The following is a 15845-nucleotide window of genomic DNA, read 5'->3' on the forward strand; positions in this document are numbered from 1 at the left end:
GGGCGGCATGTCCGCGCTCCTCGCCGTCGACCTCGGCGTCCGTACCGGGCTCGCCGCGTTCGGCGACGACGGCAGGCTGCGGTGGTACCGGTCGCAGAACTACGGCTCCGCCGCGCGGCTGCGGCGCGCGGTGCCGGCGCTGCTCGCCGCGGAGGCGGACACGACGCGCCTCGTGGTGGAGGGCGGCGGGTCGCTGGAGCGCATCTGGCGCGCGGAGGCGGAGGCGCGCGGGATCACGATGCAGCAGGTGAGCGCCGAGGAGTGGCGCGCGCTGTTCCTGCTGCCGCGCGAGCAGCGCTCGGGCGTCGAGGCGAAGCGCACGGCCGCGCAGCTCGCGCGTCGCGTGATCGAATGGTCGGGCGCGCGCCGCCCGACCTCGCTGCGGCACGACGCGGCGGAGGCGATCCTCGTCGGGCTGTGGGGCGTGCTCAGCGCGGGCTGGCTTCGCGCGCTGCCGCCGGACATCCTTCGCTCCGCATGAGCTCACCACATTCCTCGACCGCTCGCCCGCTCGAGCGCGTGTGGCCCTGGATCGCGGCCGCGGCGGCGGTCGCGTGGGGCGCCGCGCTGGGCATGTGGGGCGTGCTCCGGAGCCCGGGCGGTGCCGCGCCCCCGGACCCGGGTGCAGCGGCGACGTGGTGGCGTGTGGCGCAGGTGGGCGCCGTGATGGCCGCGCTGTTGTGGGCCGGCCTGCTGGCCTGGCGCCGCTACGGTCCGGCGCCGGGGAGCGACCGCCCGCCGCTGGAGAACGGCCTCGTGGCGTTCGGCGTTCCGTTCGGGTGCGTGATGGGGATCCACCAGGCCTTTCTGCACGTCGGCGGCTTCGCGCTCGACGTGTTCGGGCGCGAGGCGTTCTGGTGGGGGCTCGCGTCGGGGCTGACGATCAGCGTGCCGATCGCGCTGTGGGCGGGCGCGGTGTTCGGCCGGTTCCTGAAACGCGGCGACCGCCGTTAGGCGTCAGGCGACGGTCTCGATCGACCGTCCCAGCTTGCGCTCCAGGCGGGCGACGAGGCGATCGCCGGCGAAGCGCACGACGAGGCCCAGCACGCCGAACCGTCCCACGCGCCCGAGCGTGAGGGCCGCGAGGTACGCGGGGAACGGCACGCCGAACGCCCCGGCGCCGATGCAGATCAGCTTCGTCGACAGCGGCGAGACGGTGCTGAGCAGCACGAGCATGGCGCCGCGCCGATGGAACAGCCCCTCGAGCGAGTGCCATCGCGCGGGGCCGATGCCGAACAGCGAGACCAGTGGGCGGCCGACGGCATCGAACGCGTAGCGCCCGATGCCGTAGGCGATCAGCCCACCGACGACCGCGCCGAGCGCCGCCCAGGCGGCCAGCCGCAGCGCGCGGCGCGGGTCCGAGAGACCGAGCGGAAGGAACAGCGCCTCGCTCGGCCCTGGGACCACGGAGCCCTGCAGGCAGCTCCACGTGCACACCGCGCTCCCCGCCGAGCCCGACTCCGCCCATCGGTGCAGCCGCGCGATGAGCGCCACGAGCGCGCGCCGGACGCGGTTACCCGGGCGGGCGTCGCGGTGCTCGGTGCTCGCGGGCAGGAGCCGGGGCGCGGACACGGTTCGTCCGGCAGCGTCAGGCGTGCCGGCGGTCGTCGCCCGTCTCCGGGTCGGGTGAGCGCCGATCGACCACCGAGCCGCCGACCTGCTCGCTCCCCCAACCGGCGCCGCCCATGTGGCCAGCCGCGTTCTCGCGGAAACGGTTCGGGTCCGGGGCCTGGTCGCCGCCGCCGCCCGCGCGCCGGAGCTGCGCGTCGTCGCCGCTGTCGGTCGCCTGCTCGTCGTCGGCGCGCTGCTCGTCCATGAACCCCTGGCCGTGGGCGCCGTGGGCGCGCTCCTCGGCGCTCAGCAGCGAGTGGCGCGGGTCGTTCACGTCGTCCTTCGCGTCGCCGGCCTGCCGCGTCTCGATCTTTCGCTCGTTCGCCATCGTCGGATCCTCCGGGTTCGATTGCGGACGAGCAGGAGTCACGACGCGTGCCGCGTGCATCGTGTGACGTCGGTGTGACGGTCCGTGCCGACAGTGGTAGTATGAGAAACGCCGACCCGGAGAGTCCATGGCTGAGGTGAACTCGCGCGCCGCGCTCATGACCGCCGAGGATCTCTACGCGATCCCCGACGACGACAAGCACTACGAGCTCGTGAACGGCGAGCTGCGCGTCAGCGAGCCGCCCGGGTTCTGGCACGGCGCGCTGCAGACCCAGATCGCCGCGGCACTTCACACGCACGTGGCAACCCACGGGCTCGGCGTCGTTGTCACTGAGTCCGGATTCGTCCTGCGACGCGGCCCGGACATCGTGCGGGGGCCAGACATCGCGTTCATCCGGACCGACCGCGTGCCGCCGCCCGACCGCATGGAGCGCTTCATCGAAGGGGCGCCGGATTTCGTCGCCGAGATCGTCTCCCCTGGCGATGCCGCATGGGAGATCGCCGAGAAGGTCGACGGGTACCTCGCGCATGGCGTGCGGCTCGTATGGATGGTCTACCCGCGCCTGCGGCAGGTCGTCGTGCACACGCCCGACCGCCTCTCGCGCGTGCTCCGCGGCAACGAGACGCTGGAGGGTGGCGAGGTGGTGCCCGGCTTCATACTCTCGGTCGGGGATCTGTTCGGCGACCTGCCTAACGCCGCGGCGCCGCGCGCGTGAACCCGAGCGTCAACACCAGCGTGTGGTTCTGCTCGACCTGGCGCCCATCGGCGCGCAGGATGACCTGGTTCATGTAGCCCAGCTCCGAGCGCACCGCGGGCGACCAGCGCACGCCGAGGCCTAACGTGAGGCGGTTCTGGTCGAGGAGGTTGAGCGGTGTGTGCGGCCCGAGGCCGAGGAACACCTCCTCGGACCCCGACGCGTAGAGCGACTGGGCGCGCGCGGCGGGCGTGATCGGCACGGTGCCCTTCAGCTGATACCGAGCGCGCATGGTGTAGCTCGCGTCGTGGCCGATGCTCTGCCCCGTCGCGCCGAGCACGGGCCGCTCGATCCACCGCTGCTCGAGTCGGTAGCGGTGCGACAGCGACACCACGCCGACGCGCTGGTCCACCGTCGCCTGCTCCCACGCGCGGTACTCGTCGAACGCGACGCGGGCCGGGAACGGCCCGTAGGGGGAGTTGTGCACGTACGTGCCGCCGAACGCGAGGCGCGCCCCGCCGTGCAGCATGCGCTGCACGCCGAGCCGGTACTCGATCTGCTGCGGCGCGGCGCCGAAGTCGGAGCGCTCGTACATGAGCTCCGTCTGCAGGCCCCACTCGGGCGTGGCCCACAGGTCGGCGCTGGCGACGAGCCACGCGTTCGCCTGCGAGCGGACGACGCGGTCGGTGGTCTGGGCGTGGGCGAGCGGCGCGAGCGCGAGCGGCGCGAGTGCCATCAGCGGCACGAGCGCGCGGAGAGCGTGTCGGGTCACGTGAATCGTGCGAGAGAGCGGGAGGGAATCGTGACGGTGCAGGAGCGCGCGTCACAGCAGCTCGGCGAGCGCGCTCCACGGCAGCGTCGCGCACTGCACGCGCGACGGGAAGCGTGCCACGCCGCTCAGCGCGCGCAGCTCGCCGAGCGACTCGTCGGCCGCCGCGTCGGCGTCGCCCTGCATGAGGGCCCGGAAGCGTGCGAGGAGCGCCTCGACCTCGGCGCGCGTCTTCCCGCGCACGGCTTCGGTGAGCATCGATGCCGACGCCTGCGAGATGGAGCATCCCTGGCCGATGAAGCGCGCCTCGCGCACGCGGCCGTCCGCGTCGAACGCGAGGGCGAGCGTGAGCTCGTCGCCGCACAGCGGATTCTTGCGCCGTGCGGTGCGCGCGTCGGGCGCATCGAGCGGGCCGCGGTTGCGCGGCCGGCGGTAGTGGTCGAGGATCAGCTCCTGATAGATCGCGGCGAGCTGCGCCTCGTCGGGCGCCGAGCGCGTGCTCACGCCGTCAGACCGCGCCGGCGAAGAGGCGCCGCGCCGCTTGCACGCCCTCGACGAGCGCGTCGACGTCGGACGCGTCGCTGTAGACGTAGAACGACGCGCGCGTCGTGGCCGGCACGCCGAGGCGCCGCATGAGCGGCTGCGCGCAGTGATGGCCGGCGCGCACGCACACGTCGCGCTCGTCGAGGATCGTCGCGAGGTCGTGCGGGTGCACGTCGGCGAGCGAGAAGCTCACGACGCCGCTGCGCTGCTCCGGCGCCGGACCGTGCACGGTGACGCCCTCGACGTCGGCGAGCCGCGCGGTGGCGAGCCTCACGAGCGCGCGCTCGTGGCCGAGCACGCGGTCTATGCCGATGCAGTCGAGGTACTCCACCGCCGCGGCGAGCCCCACCGCGCCGGCGACGTTCGGCGTCCCCGCCTCGAACTTGTGCGGCAGCACGTTCCACGTGCTCCGCTCGTCGTGCACCCACTCGATCATGTCGCCGCCGAACTGGTACGGCGACATCGCCTCGAGCAGCGCGCGCCGCCCCACGAGCGCGCCGATGCCCATCGGGCCCAACAGCTTGTGGCCGCTGAACGCGTAGAAGTCGACGCCGAGCCGGTCGAAGTCCACGGGGAGGTGGGGCGCGCCCTGCGCGCCGTCGCACACCACGATCGCGTCGCTGCGCTCGCGGACGAGCGCGGCGAGCTCGCGCACCGGGTTCACCGTGCCGAGCGCGTTGGAGACGTGCGGGATCGCCACGACCTTCGTGCGCGGGCCGAGCATCGACGCGAGGTGGTCGACGTCGACGCGGCCGTCGGGCGTCAGCTCCACGATGCGGAAGCGCGCGCCCTTCTCGAGCGCGAGCTGCTGCCACGGGATGAAGTCGGCGTGGTGCCCCATCGCCGTGACGACGATCTCGTCGCCCGCGCCGACGTGCGCGCGCCCCCACGACGACGCGACGAGGTTGAGCCCCTCGGTGGTGCCACGGGTGAAGATCAGCGCGTCCGCGTCGCGCAGCCCGAGGAAGCGCGCGACGCGCGCACGCGACTCGCGATAGCGGTCCGTGGCGGCGACGCTCAGCCGATACGCGCCGCGGTGCGGGTTCGCGTTGTCGTTGCGGTAGTAGTGATCCATCGCGTCGAGCACCGCCTGCGGCTTCTGCGACGTCGCGGCGGAGTCGAGGTAGTGCAGCTCGGGGTGCGCGGCGAGCAGCGGGAAGTCGCCGCGCGGCGCGGCCGTCGCGAGGTCAGGACCGGAGTCGAACGTAGACATCGCCGTCACGGATTAGGACGTCGTACTGCTGGAGATCGATGGACGCCGGGCCGCGGCAGACGGCGCCGGTGCGACAGTCGAACGTCGCGCCGTGCCATCCGCAGACGAGCGTGCCGTCGGCGCGCAGCTCGCCGCGCGACATCGGATAGAGCGCGTGCGAGCAGCGGTCCTCGAACGCGTAGACCTCGTCGCCGAGGCGCGCGATGCACACGCGGTCGCGCGGCATCTCGACGCCGAGCAGGCCGGTCGCCGGAACGTCGTCGAGGCGCGCGGCGCGCTCGAAGCCTGGCGGGACATCGGTCGCGTCGGTCGCGTCGGCGGGGCGGGCGACGTCGGTCATTCGGTGCTCACCGACGGCGACGCGGCGCCCGGCTCGAGCGCGGCCTTCATGGTGTGCCAGGCGAGGCTCGCGCACTTCACGCGCACGGGAAACCGTGACACGCCGCCGAGCGCGGCGAGCGAGCCGAGCGGACCGTTAGGCCCCGTCGGCGCGGGCGTCCTGCCGAGCACCATCTCGTGCACGCGCTCGAACAGCTCGAGCGCCTCGGCGCGCGTCTTTCCCTTCACGGCCTGCGTCATGAGCGACGCCGACGCCTGCGAGATCGCGCACCCCTGACCGACGAACCGCACGTCGGCCACCACGTCGCCGTCGAGCTTGAGCCACACCGTGATCTGGTCGCCGCAGAGCGGGTTCCTGCCGTCCGCGCGCGCGTCGGCGTCCTCCATCGCCCCCTTGTTGCGGGGGCGACGGTTGTGGTCGAGAATGACCGCCTGGTACAGGTCCGTGAGTTCTGACATCCGAGTCGGGCCACGAGGACCGCAACCCGAGCGTGGAGCGTGGAGCGTGGAGCGAAGAGTGAACAGAGTCGCTCCACGCTCCACGCTCCACGCTCGACGCTCAGCCTGCGTAACGCTGCAGCGTGAGAGCTTCGAGGGCGTCGCGCACGGCGGGAAGCTCGATGGTTTCGAGCACGTCGGCGGCGAACGCGTAGGTGAGCAGCTTGCGCGCGGTCTCGGCCGAGATGCCGCGGCTCTTCATGTAGAACAGCGCGGTCTCGTCGAGCCGCCCCACCGTCGCGCCGTGCGTGCACTTCACGTCGTCGGCGAAGATCTCGAGCTGCGGCTTGGTGTCGATGCGCGCCTGGTCGGAGAGGAGCAGCGTGTTGTTCGTCTGCTTGCCGTCCGTCTTCTGCGCGATCGGATGCACGTACACCTTGCCGTTGAACACGCCGTGCGCGCGGTCGTCGAGGATCCCCTTGTAGACCTCGCGGCTGTACGTGTTCGGCCGCGCGTGCTCGATGCGCGTCTGGTTGTCGCAGTGCTGCTCGCCGTCGAGCATGTACAGCCCGTTCAGCGTCGCGCCGCATCCCTCGCCGTCGAGCGCGGTGAGGATGTTCGCGCGCGAGAGCTTCGCGCCCGCGGCGAACGAGAACTGCACGAGGTGGCTGTCGCGCCCCTGCCGCACCTCGACGTGCCCGACGTGGAACGCGCGGCCGCTCTCGCGCTGCGCGCGCACGTGCGTCACGGTCGCGCCGTCGGCGAGCTCGATCTCGGTCACCGCGTTCGTGAAGTACGTCGCGTCGCCGAGGCCGACGAAGCTCTCGAGCACCGTGAGCTTGGAGTGGCGCTCGGCGACGATGAGCGTGCGCGGGTGCGTCGTGCCGCGGGCGGCGTTCGCGTCGCACGCCCACACGACGTGCACCGGCAGCTCGGCCTCCATCTCCTTGCCGACGACGATCACGACGCCGTCGCGGAACAGCGCCGTGTTCAGCGCGGCGAACGGCTGGTCGGCGACGCCGGCGATGCGGCCGAGATGACGCTCGAGCAGCTCCGGCCGCTCGGCCAGCGCCCGCGCGAGCGGCAGCACGCGCACGCCCTCGGGCAGCGTGCCGAGCGACGAGCGCTCGGCGTCGAAGCGGCCGTTCACGAACACCAGCGTCGGGAAGTCGCCGAACACGAACGGCGCCAGCTCCTCGGGCGTCACCGTGACCGACGCGTCGAGCAGCGTGGGGAACGCCGCCTCGGCGATCGGTGCGGTGGACGTGTAGTGCCAGTCCTCGTGCTTCGGCGTCGGGAAGCCGCTCGCGGCGAAGCGCTGGGCGGCGTCGCGGCGACGCGCGACGAGCCACGCCGGCTCCGAGACCTCCGACGCGCCCAAGGCGTCGCCGATCTCGTCGAGCAGCGCCCGCGGCGGGGCGAGGAACTGGCCCGGGGCGACCGTCGCGTCGCGCTGCGCCTCGGCAGCGACCGCCTGGGCGACGCTCTGCGCGTCGGGATGGATCGCGGTCACGCGGTCGCTCCCTCCATCAGCCAGTCGTAGCCCTTCGCCTCGAGCTCCAGCGCGAGATCGCGCCCGCCGCTCTTCACGATGCGGCCGCCGGCCAGCACGTGCACGAAGTCGGGGACGATGTAGTTCAGCAGCCGCTGGTAGTGCGTGACGACGATCGTCGCGCTGTCGGGCCGCTTCAGGGTGTTCACGCCGTCGGCCACCACGCGCAGCGCGTCGATGTCGAGCCCCGAGTCGGTCTCGTCGAGGATCGCGAGCTTCGGCGCGAGCACCGCCATCTGCAGGATCTCGTTGCGCTTCTTCTCGCCGCCGGAGAAGCCCATGTTCACGGAGCGGCTCAGGAACGCGGGATCCATGTCGACGAGGCGCGCCTTCTCCTCCACGACGTCGAGGAACTCGATCGGGTCGACCTCCTCCTCGCCGCGCGCCTTGCGGATCTCGTTGTACGCGGCACGCAGGAAGTACGCGTTCGTCACGCCGGGAATCTCGACCGGGTACTGGAACGCGAGGAAGAGCCCGTGCTGCGCGCGGACCTCGGGGTCCATCGCGAGCAGGTCCTCGCCGTCGTACGTCACCTCACCGCCGGTGACCTCGTACGCCGGATGGCCCGCGAGCACCTGCGCGAGCGTGCTCTTGCCGGAGCCGTTGGGCCCCATGATGGCGTGCACCTCGCCCGCGTTCACGGTGAGGTTGATGCCGTTCAGGATCTGCTTGTCGCCGACCGTCGCGGTCAGGTTCCGAATATCGAGCACGTGTCTTCTCTCAGTTGGATTAGCCGACCGACCCTTCGAGCGTGATCCCGAGCAGCTGCTGCGCCTCGAGCGCGAACTCCATCGGCAGCTCCTGGAACACTTCCTTGCAGAAGCCGCTCACGATCATGCTCACCGCCTGCTCGGCGCTGAGCCCGCGCTGCTTCAGGTAGAAGATCTGGTCCTCGCCGATCTTCGACGTCGACGCCTCGTGCTCCACCATCGCGGTGTTGTTCTGCACCTCGATGTACGGGAACGTGTGCGCGCCGCACGCGTTGCCGACGAGCATGGAGTCGCACTGCGTGTAGTTGCGCGCCCCCGCCGCCTTCGGCAGCACGCGCACCGCGCCGCGGTACGAGTTGTTGCCGTGCCCGGCGGAGATGCCCTTGCTGACGATCGTCGACTTCGTGTTGCGGCCGATGTGGATCATCTTCGTGCCCGTGTCCGCCTGCTGGCGGCCGTTCACCACGGCGACCGAGTAGAACTCGCCCGTGGAGTCGTCGCCCTGCAGGATGACGCTCGGGTACTTCCACGTGATCGCGGAGCCCGTCTCGACCTGCGTCCACGAGATCTTCGACCGCGCGCCGCGGCACGCGCCGCGCTTGGTCACGAAGTTGTAGACTCCGCCCACGCCCTCCGCGTCGCCCGCGTACCAGTTCTGCACGGTGCTGTACTTCACCGTCGCGTCGTCCAGCGCGACGATCTCGACGACCGCGGCGTGGAGCTGGTTCTCGTCGCGCTTCGGCGCCGTGCATCCCTCGAGGTAGCTCACGTACGCGCCCTCGTCGGCGACGATGAGCGTGCGCTCGAACTGGCCGGTGCCGCTCGCGTTGATGCGGAAGTACGTCGACAGCTCCATCGGGCAGCGCACGCCCTTCGGCACGTACACGAACGAGCCGTCGGAGAACACCGCCGAGTTGAGCGCGGCGAAGAAGTTGTCGCTGTACGGCACGACGGAGCCGAGGTACTTCTGCACCAGCTCGGGGTGCTCGCGCACCGCCTCGCCGAACGAGCAGAAGATGATGCCCAGCTTGCCGAGCTCCTCGCGGTACGTCGTCGCCACGGACACGGAATCGAACACCGCATCGACGGCGACGCCCTCCAGGCGCTTCTGCTCGTTCAGCGAGATGCCGAGCTTCTTGTACGTCTCGAGGATCGCCGGGTCCACCTCGTCGAGCGACGTCTTGGACGTCGGGGACTTCGGCGCGGAGTAGTAGCTGATCGCCTGGTAGTCGATCGCCGGGTACTTCACGTTCGGCCAGTGCGGCTCCGCCATCTGCTGCCAGCGGCGGAACGCCTTCAGCCGCCAGTCGAGCAGCCAGGCGGGCTCGTTCTTCTTCGCGGAGATGGCGCGGACGACGTCCTCGTTCAGCCCCGGGGGCAGCTGGTCGGCCTCGACGTCGGTGACGAAGCCGTGCTGATACTCGCGGTTGACGAGAGTCTCGATGGTGGCGCTCATGCCTGCTCCTGATCGGACGGCGTGTCGCCGCCCGGGTTGATCGTGTCGTTAGGCGTGGTCGAGTACTCGCAGCAGGAGCAGCCGTCGAGGATGTGCGCCGTGCGCGTCACCGGCACAGCGAGCATCCGCTCCACGAACTCCTGCTCGGCGACGCAGATCTCCGGAAAGCGCGCGGCGACGTCCTTGATGGCGCAGTGGTGCTCGCGCAGCACCACGGTGCCGCCCGCATCATTCGCCTCCGCCATGAAGCCCTGCGAGGAGCGCAGCTCGGCGAGCAGCTGCGCGCGCTCGTGCAGCGGCAGCTCGGCGAGCCGCGGCGACGCTTCCTCGATGAGGTTGCGCCACTGCCGCCGAGCGAGCGCGATGACGCCGTCGGGTCCGGAGACCTCGCGCACCGACTCGAGCACCGCGGCGAGCACCGCGGCGTGCCCCTGCGGGAAGAGCGACTCGCCGAGCGCGGTGAGGGAGTACGCGTGCACCGGCGCGCCGACGCCGCGCACCTCGCGCTGGTAGCGCACGAGATCCTCCGACTCGAGCGAGTCGAGATGGCGGCGCAGCGCGTTCGGCGTGACGCCGAACTGCTCGGCGAGCTCCTTCGCGGTGAGGGGGTGCGGGGCCTTCTTCAGCGCCACGAGCAGCTCGGCGCGGAGGCCACGGAACCCACTGAGCGAGGGCGGAACCTGTTGCATGGCTGAAACTTAGCCGGCCCTTCTCCATTCGTCAACGAAACCGTGTGCGAATTCCGGGCGGCGGGTTCGGCGGGGAAGGGTGACCTGCGCCACACGGCGGGCGAGCGCGGGACGAGTGGCCGCTTCACTCCTCGTCCGGCCGGCCGATACTCGCCCACAGAGGCTCGCAGTCCCCCCCTTTGGGTCTCCCCCCGCCCGACGTCGAGGATCTTCCGGTGCTCCAGATCGCCATCGTGACGGCCCTGCTGCTCACCGCCGTACTCTTCGCGCTCGTCAGCTCGCGGGCGATCGACAGCGCCGACTCGCGCGACGAGGTCGCGCGTCACCTCTTCCTCGCCAGCTTCGACGGGAGCGGCGTCGCGCCCTCGCTGCTGCTCGAGGTGTTCGAGGCGCTACGGCGGCGGGTGCCGCAGGGCGTGGACGTGATGCGCCCGGCCGACCAGCTCGCGGCGACGTACGGCTTCACGCAGGAGGACGCCGAGGACGTCGTGCTCCTCGTCGCGGCCCGCTCCGAAGGCCACCTGCCGACGCCGTCCGATCTCGACCGCCTCGGCCAGCAGGTGCGCACCGTGGCCGACCTGGTGCGGTTCCTGGTGCCGTTCTGCATGCCCGAGCCGCAGCCGCGGATCCTCGCCCAGGCGAGCTGACGGGCTCGGCGGAGGTCACGCGGAGACGCGGGGGACTGCCTTCGGTTCAATTGAACCGCAGAGGGCCGCAGAGGGCCGCAGAGAACGGCAACCGCTTCAACTGCTTTTTTCACCACAGAGGACACAGAGAAAAACCACTTTGTTGGTTTCCTCCGTGTCCTCCGTGTCCTCTGTGGTTCAAGACAACGAGGCAGTCCTCTGCGGCCCTCTGCGGCCCTCTGCGGTTCAAATGCAGGCCCGCAGTTCTCCATCTGAGATGACTCCGCCCGAGCAGCCCGTTAGTCTGCGGCGTGCTCGCTCTGCGCCGACTCGCTGCTCTCTGCATCCTCGTGCCGGCGCTCGCCGCCGGGCAGCCCGCCGCCACCGTCTCCATCGACGACCCGATCTACGGCCTCGTCGATCGCCTGCTGGCCCGGGTGCCGGTGCCGGGTGCCGTCGTCGGCCAGCGGCCGTACTCGCGGCGGGAACTCGCGCGGATCGCGCGCGCCGTCGCGGCGACCGCTCCCTCCGACGCGCCGACGGCGCGGCTGCTCGCGACGCTCGTCGCCGCGATCGGCGACACGGCGCCCGGCGCGTCGCGCGCGATCCGCCTGAGGGCGCTGGAGAGTGCCGCGCTCTCCGCCGCGGCGAGCGACGTCGCGCCGCGCGCGATTCCCGGCAATGGGCTGGGGAGCATCGACGCCCGCACCGCGCCGCCGCTCGACGCGCGCGGCGGCCGACCGGCGGTGCACGGCGTCGCGACCACGCTCGAGACGTCGCACGTGCTGGGCATCGGTGGCGGGCTCGCGCTCGTCGCGCAGCCGAGGCTCGATCTGCTCACGCCGACCGCGGGGGACGCGCGGGGGCGCGTCGTGCCGCAGCGGCTCGTCGCCCGCGGCGTGTGGCACAATGCCGCGCTGCAGACCGGCGTCGATGCGGTGATCTGGGGGCAGCAGGGCGCGCGCAGCCTGCAGCTCTCGGCGAACGCGCCGCCGCTCCGCGCGGTGACGTTAGGCACCGACACCGCCGTGACGCTGCCGTGGGTGCTGCGCGTGCTCGGCCGCGTGCGCGCGCAGGCGATCGTCGCCGATCTCGGGCGCGGGCAGAACTTCCCGCACGCGAAGCTCGCCGGCTACAAGGTCACGCTCATGCCGTCGCCGCGGCTCGAGATCGGGTCGGGGCTGCTGAGCCAGTACGGCGGCCACGGCGCGCCGCCGCTCAACCTCGAGCAGCGGTTCGTCGACCTGTTCCCATACTTGACCTGGATCCATCCCGGCTCGTCGCGGTCGCGCGACAAGCTCGCGTCGAACAAGATCGCGGGCGTCGACGCGCGGCTGCGCGTGCCGGAGCTCGCGGGGCTCTCGGTGGCGTGGGACGGCGAGATCGACGACTTCGAGCCGTCGCGCCTCCCGAAGCTGCTCTGGGAGGACGGCGCCCACGTGCTCGGCGTGCGGTTCGACGCGCTGCGCCCCGACGGGTCGCTCGCCCTCGACCTGCGGCTGCACCACACGGGGCTGCGGCTGTTCGAGCACGCGCAGTTCACGTCGGGCGTGACGTACCAGGACGCGGTGCTCGGCGACCCGCTCGGGCCGCACGCGGGCGCGGGGTACGCGACGCTCGAGTGGCGGCCGTCGCCGCTCGCGCTGCTCACGTTCGGCGGCGCGCTGGAGCGGCGCGACCCGAGCCTGTACTCGTCGACCACGGACCCCGACGGCAGCCACTTCCGCCTCGTCCGCGTGCGGTCGCTGCCGGTGGAGCAACGCGCGCGCCTCGAGGTCGGGGCGCGCCGCGACGCGTTAGGCGCGCTCGGCGCGTCGCTCCGCGTCGGCGTCGACCGGGTGACGAACGAGGACTTCGCGGCGCGCGCGGCGCGGTGGCGGCCGTTCGCCGAGGCGGGACTGCGGCTCCGCCGCTGACGCGTCCGACGCCGAGGGGCGCCGTTCACCCCGCCGTACCGCGATTCGCCCCACGCGCGTGGTCGCGCGCGCGCGACGCCCGTTAGGCTGCGTCCAGGTCCCCTCACCACGGACGCGCCCATGACCACCGAACTCCGTCGCGACCTCCGCGCCGCCCTCGTCGTGCTCGGCCTCGGCTTCGCCATGCTCGCCGCCGCGGCGGCGCTCCACTCGCAACCGGGAGCCGCCGCGACGACCACGCGCGGCGAGCCGCATTCGCGGTGCCCGCAGCGTGACGCCCTCGACGCGCGCGCGCTGCTCGCCGCGGCGACCGACGCCGTGCGCTGAGCGTCGCCTCACGAGGAGGCGCGGAGAACGCGGAGAACAGCATCGAACCGCAGAGGACGCAGAGGGCCGCAGAGGACTGCTCTCCTTGTATTGAACCACGGAGGACACGGAGGACACGGAGGAAACCAACTTCTCTTGAAGGGTTTTCCTCCGTGTCCTCCGTGTCCTCTGTGGTTCAGATGAGAGGCTCTGCGGGCCTCTGCGTCCTCTGCGGTTCAATTCTCCGCGCCTCGCGTGAGATTGCCGACCACGAGCTACTTTGCACCGCATGCCCCGCCGCCTGAGCCCCGCGCTCGTCCTCGCGCTCATCGTCCCCGGGATCGTCGCGCTGATGTCGGCGACGCAGTCGTGGATGCTGATGTCGCACGAGCGCGGGCCGCGGCCGCCGTACTCCACGATCGCCGGCTACAACCTCGCGACCTGGTACCTGTGGGCCGCGCTCGCGCCGCTCATCGTCGCGCTCGGACGGCGGTTTCCGCTCGACGGCGCGCGGTGGCGCCGCTCGCTGCCGGTGCACGTCGTGGCCGGCGCCGCGATCGCGTTCGCGCACGCCGCGGCGACCACCGTGTTCGTGTGGCTCGGCATCCGCACCATCGAGAACGAGTCGTTGAGCGCGATGTTCCGCGGCACGACGTTCTCCCGCTTCCACTTCGAGCTGCTGCTCTACTTCGCGATCCTCGGCGCGACGCTCGCGATCGACTACCATCGCGCGTTCCGCGACCGCGCGGTCCAGGCGAGCGCGCTCGCCACGGAGCTCGCGCAGGCGCGGCTCCGCGCGCTGAAGATGCAGCTGCACCCGCACTTCCTGTTCAACACGCTGCACGCGATCACGGTGCTCGTCGACGAGGATCCGGCGGCGGCGCGGCGCATGGTCGCGCGGCTCGGTGAGCTGCTGCGCCACACGCTCGCCGCGAACGGATCCGACGAGGTACCGCTCGGCGCGGAGCTCGACTTCCTCCGGCTCTATCTCGAGATCGAGGAGACGCGCTTCCAGGACCGGCTGCGCGTGTCGTACGACGTCGCGCCCGACGCGCAGGCCGCGCTCGTGCCCGACCTCATCCTGCAGCCGCTCGTCGAGAACGCGGTGAAGCATGCCGTGAGCGCGCGCACGGCGCCGGTACGCGTCACGGTGTCGGCGCGCCGCGAGGGCACGCGGCTCGAGCTGCGCGTCGACGACGACGGCCCCGGGCTCGGCGACGGCGCGCCGCGCGACGGCATCGGGCTCTCCACGACGCGCGAGCGGCTCGCGCGCCTCTACGGTGACGCGGGCCGGCTGACGTTAGGCCCGGGCAGCGGCGGCGTGGGCGCGTCGGCCGTCGTGGAGCTGCCGTACCGCCCGGCCGCGTGAGCGCCGCGCCCGGCGAGCGCGCCGCCGCGCCGCTGCGCGTGCTGCTGGTCGACGACGAGCCGCTCGTGCGCCGAGGACTGCGCACGTTCCTCGCCGCGGAGCCGGGCGTCGAGGTGGTGGGCGAGTGCCGCGACGGGCGCGAGGCGCTCGGCGCGGTGCGCGAGCTGTCGCCCGACGTGATGTTCCTCGACGTGCAGATGCCGGAGCTCGACGGCTTCGGCGTGCTCGATGCGCTCGGCCCCGGCGACCGGCCGGCCGTGGTGTTCGTCACCGCGTTCGACGCGTACGCCATCCGTGCGTTCGACGTGCACGCCGTGGACTACCTGCTGAAGCCGTTCGACGAGCCGCGCTTCCGCACCGCGCTCGAGCGCGCGCGCGAGCGTGTCGCCGCCCGGCGCGGCGCGGCCGCCGGCGTCGCGTCGGTGCCTCACGACCCGTCGCGCGTCGCGCTCGACGCGCTGCTCGCGCAGCTCCGCGGCGACGGGCGCGTCGCGGGCGACTGGCTCGCCCGCATCGCCGTGCGCGAGACGGACCGCGTGACGTACGTGCCGGTGGCCGATGTCGACTGGCTCGAGGCGGACGACAACTACGTGCGCGTGCACACCCGCGGCGGCGCGCGTCTCGTGCGCGAGACGCTGAAGGCGCTCGAGGCCCGGCTCGACCCGCGCCGCTTCGCGCGCATCCACCGCTCGGCCATCGTGAACCTCGAGCGCGTACGCGAGCTGCGCCCCACGTTCAACGGCGAATACGTCGTGGTGCTCGCGACGGGCACCCGCCTGACGCTGAGCCGCGGCTACCGTGACGCGTTCTTCGATCGGATGGGAAAGGGCTGATGCGGCGGCGCTGATGCGGCGGCGCTGGAACCGCGGCGCTCGGACGGCGCGCCTCTTCTAGTTGGCGCTAAGTGTCGGGCGGTTGCTCCAGGCGGGCGATGAGGGCGAGGAGGAGACGTCCCGTGTGGCAGATGCGGGTGCCCAGCGAGGCGATCTGGGCAGGCGTGGCCAAGTCGCTGTCTGCGAGCTCCTCGATGTCGGACTCGAGCTCCTGAAGCGAGCCGCGAGAGAAGTAGAGGAAGCGGAGATAGTCGGCCCTCGTGGCCCGGCCGCTGCCTTCCGCGATGTGCGCGTGGATCGACCGTGCCGAGCCCCGGAGCTGCGCCGCGAGCGAGAGCTCGCATCTCGGCAGTTGGCGCGCGAAGCCGCGAACTTCCTTCGAGAGCGCGATCGCCTCCTGCCACACCCGCAGTCCGCGGAACGACCGCCAGCTGTCGTCGCCGTCTATCATGC

20 protein-coding genes are annotated in these 15845 nt (G+C 72.1%); 8 read left to right on the top strand and 12 right to left on the bottom strand.

Annotated features, from left to right (window positions below):
- The first annotated feature begins 7 nt into the window (after positions 1-7).
- Both J421_RS10350 and J421_RS10355 read left to right on the top strand, forming a co-directional pair.
- Entirely contained in the window at positions 8-481 is a 474-nt protein-coding gene (locus tag J421_RS10350) for a hypothetical protein (protein ID WP_025411108.1), read from the top strand.
- Positions 478-954: a hypothetical protein gene (locus tag J421_RS10355; RefSeq protein WP_148306249.1), complete on the top strand. Its 477-nt coding sequence runs from the start codon at positions 478-480 to the stop codon at positions 952-954. Before J421_RS10350 ends, J421_RS10355 begins: the two co-directional genes overlap by 4 nt.
- 3 nt (positions 955-957) lie before the next feature.
- Here J421_RS10355 and J421_RS10360 read toward each other — a convergent pair whose 3' ends face one another.
- Both J421_RS10360 and J421_RS10365 read right to left on the bottom strand, forming a co-directional pair.
- On the bottom strand, positions 958-1572 hold the full coding sequence (locus tag J421_RS10360) for a YqaA family protein (protein WP_025411110.1): 615 nt from the start codon (positions 1570-1572) through the stop codon (positions 958-960).
- Between the two features lie 16 nt (positions 1573-1588).
- Entirely contained in the window at positions 1589-1939 is a 351-nt protein-coding gene (locus tag J421_RS10365) for a hypothetical protein (RefSeq protein WP_025411111.1), read from the bottom strand.
- Positions 1940-2066: 127 nt separating this feature from the next.
- On the opposite strand from J421_RS10365, the gene J421_RS10370 reads away from it, so the two are divergent.
- Positions 2067-2654 carry a Uma2 family endonuclease gene (locus J421_RS10370; protein ID WP_104022479.1) on the top strand — a complete coding sequence of 196 codons (588 nt, stop codon included), beginning with the start codon at positions 2067-2069 and terminating at the stop codon, positions 2652-2654.
- On the opposite strand, the gene J421_RS10375 is transcribed toward J421_RS10370, so the two are convergent.
- The 9 genes from J421_RS10375 to J421_RS10415 form a co-directional block, all read right to left on the bottom strand.
- Positions 2629-3405, bottom strand: coding sequence for a DUF2490 domain-containing protein (locus tag J421_RS10375; protein ID WP_104022480.1), 777 nt, complete (start codon positions 3403-3405; stop codon positions 2629-2631). The two genes, J421_RS10370 and J421_RS10375, sit on opposite strands and share 26 nt — an antisense overlap.
- A gap of 51 nt (positions 3406-3456) precedes the next feature.
- The gene (gene sufU / locus J421_RS10380; protein ID WP_201773139.1) at positions 3457-3906 is read right to left on the bottom strand and encodes a Fe-S cluster assembly sulfur transfer protein SufU; all 450 of its coding nucleotides are present in this window, start codon (positions 3904-3906) and stop codon (positions 3457-3459) included.
- Between the two features lie 4 nt (positions 3907-3910).
- Entirely contained in the window at positions 3911-5158 is a 1248-nt protein-coding gene (locus J421_RS10385; protein ID WP_104023085.1) for an aminotransferase class V-fold PLP-dependent enzyme, read from the bottom strand.
- Positions 5133-5498 (bottom strand): Rieske (2Fe-2S) protein, encoded by a 366-nt coding sequence (locus tag J421_RS10390; protein ID WP_025411114.1) that lies wholly within the window; start codon positions 5496-5498, stop codon positions 5133-5135. The genes J421_RS10385 and J421_RS10390 overlap by 26 nt, the downstream gene beginning before the upstream one ends.
- Positions 5495-5956, bottom strand: a complete 462-nt coding sequence (gene sufU, locus J421_RS10395) for a Fe-S cluster assembly sulfur transfer protein SufU (protein ID WP_025411115.1) — start codon at positions 5954-5956, stop codon at positions 5495-5497. Before sufU (J421_RS10395) ends, J421_RS10390 begins: the two co-directional genes overlap by 4 nt.
- A gap of 100 nt (positions 5957-6056) precedes the next feature.
- Entirely contained in the window at positions 6057-7448 is a 1392-nt protein-coding gene (gene sufD / locus J421_RS10400; RefSeq protein WP_025411116.1) for a Fe-S cluster assembly protein SufD, read from the bottom strand.
- Positions 7445-8197, bottom strand: a complete 753-nt coding sequence (sufC, locus tag J421_RS10405) for a Fe-S cluster assembly ATPase SufC (RefSeq protein WP_025411117.1) — start codon at positions 8195-8197, stop codon at positions 7445-7447. The genes sufD and sufC overlap by 4 nt, the downstream gene beginning before the upstream one ends.
- A 19-nt stretch (positions 8198-8216) precedes the next feature.
- Positions 8217-9653: a Fe-S cluster assembly protein SufB gene (gene sufB / locus J421_RS10410; RefSeq protein ID WP_025411118.1), complete on the bottom strand. Its 1437-nt coding sequence runs from the start codon at positions 9651-9653 to the stop codon at positions 8217-8219.
- On the bottom strand, positions 9650-10342 hold the full coding sequence (locus tag J421_RS10415) for a helix-turn-helix transcriptional regulator (RefSeq protein ID WP_025411119.1): 693 nt from the start codon (positions 10340-10342) through the stop codon (positions 9650-9652). Before J421_RS10415 ends, sufB begins: the two co-directional genes overlap by 4 nt.
- A gap of 215 nt (positions 10343-10557) precedes the next feature.
- Between J421_RS10415 and J421_RS10420 the strand changes: the two genes are divergently transcribed.
- From J421_RS10420 to J421_RS10440, 5 genes are all read left to right on the top strand, one after another.
- Positions 10558-10989, top strand: coding sequence for a hypothetical protein (locus J421_RS10420; RefSeq protein ID WP_025411120.1), 432 nt, complete (start codon positions 10558-10560; stop codon positions 10987-10989).
- A gap of 290 nt (positions 10990-11279) precedes the next feature.
- On the top strand, positions 11280-12884 hold the full coding sequence (locus tag J421_RS10425) for a capsule assembly Wzi family protein (protein WP_104022481.1): 1605 nt from the start codon (positions 11280-11282) through the stop codon (positions 12882-12884).
- Between the two features lie 120 nt (positions 12885-13004).
- Positions 13005-13211 carry a hypothetical protein gene (locus J421_RS10430; RefSeq protein ID WP_025411122.1) on the top strand — a complete coding sequence of 69 codons (207 nt, stop codon included), beginning with the start codon at positions 13005-13007 and terminating at the stop codon, positions 13209-13211.
- A gap of 268 nt (positions 13212-13479) precedes the next feature.
- Positions 13480-14559 (top strand): sensor histidine kinase, encoded by a 1080-nt coding sequence (locus J421_RS10435; protein ID WP_025411123.1) that lies wholly within the window; start codon positions 13480-13482, stop codon positions 14557-14559.
- The gene (locus tag J421_RS10440) at positions 14556-15392 is read left to right on the top strand and encodes a LytR/AlgR family response regulator transcription factor (protein WP_025411124.1); all 837 of its coding nucleotides are present in this window, start codon (positions 14556-14558) and stop codon (positions 15390-15392) included. Before J421_RS10435 ends, J421_RS10440 begins: the two co-directional genes overlap by 4 nt.
- Before the next feature lie 67 nt (positions 15393-15459).
- Here the strand turns inward: J421_RS10440 and J421_RS10445 are convergent, their stop codons facing one another.
- Positions 15460-15843 (bottom strand): four helix bundle protein, encoded by a 384-nt coding sequence (locus J421_RS10445; protein WP_148306250.1) that lies wholly within the window; start codon positions 15841-15843, stop codon positions 15460-15462.
- Positions 15844-15845 lie beyond the last annotated feature (2 nt).

It is taken from the genome of Gemmatirosa kalamazoonensis, assembly GCF_000522985.1.
Classification (GTDB): Bacteria; Gemmatimonadota; Gemmatimonadetes; order Gemmatimonadales; family Gemmatimonadaceae; genus Gemmatirosa; species Gemmatirosa kalamazoonensis.

Excerpts from the sequence above, each read along its gene's own strand:
- J421_RS10350 (WP_025411108.1), top strand. The coding sequence starts at position 8 with ATGTCCGCGCTCCTCGCCGTCGACCTCGGCGTCCGTACCGGGCTCGCC.
- J421_RS10355 (WP_148306249.1), top strand. The coding sequence starts at position 478 with ATGAGCTCACCACATTCCTCGACCGCTCGCCCGCTCGAGCGCGTGTGG.
- J421_RS10365 (WP_025411111.1), bottom strand. The coding sequence starts at position 1,939 with ATGGCGAACGAGCGAAAGATCGAGACGCGGCAGGCCGGCGACGCGAAG.
- J421_RS10370 (WP_104022479.1), top strand. The coding sequence starts at position 2,067 with ATGGCTGAGGTGAACTCGCGCGCCGCGCTCATGACCGCCGAGGATCTC.
- J421_RS10385 (WP_104023085.1), bottom strand. The coding sequence starts at position 5,158 with ATGTCTACGTTCGACTCCGGTCCTGACCTCGCGACGGCCGCGCCGCGC.
- J421_RS10390 (WP_025411114.1), bottom strand. The coding sequence starts at position 5,498 with ATGACCGACGTCGCCCGCCCCGCCGACGCGACCGACGCGACCGATGTC.
- sufU (WP_025411115.1), bottom strand. The coding sequence starts at position 5,956 with ATGTCAGAACTCACGGACCTGTACCAGGCGGTCATTCTCGACCACAAC.
- sufB (WP_025411118.1), bottom strand. The coding sequence starts at position 9,653 with ATGAGCGCCACCATCGAGACTCTCGTCAACCGCGAGTATCAGCACGGC.
- J421_RS10415 (WP_025411119.1), bottom strand. The coding sequence starts at position 10,342 with ATGCAACAGGTTCCGCCCTCGCTCAGTGGGTTCCGTGGCCTCCGCGCC.
- J421_RS10430 (WP_025411122.1), top strand. The coding sequence starts at position 13,005 with ATGACCACCGAACTCCGTCGCGACCTCCGCGCCGCCCTCGTCGTGCTC.
- J421_RS10435 (WP_025411123.1), top strand. The coding sequence starts at position 13,480 with ATGCCCCGCCGCCTGAGCCCCGCGCTCGTCCTCGCGCTCATCGTCCCC.
- J421_RS10445 (WP_148306250.1), bottom strand. The coding sequence starts at position 15,843 with ATGATAGACGGCGACGACAGCTGGCGGTCGTTCCGCGGACTGCGGGTG.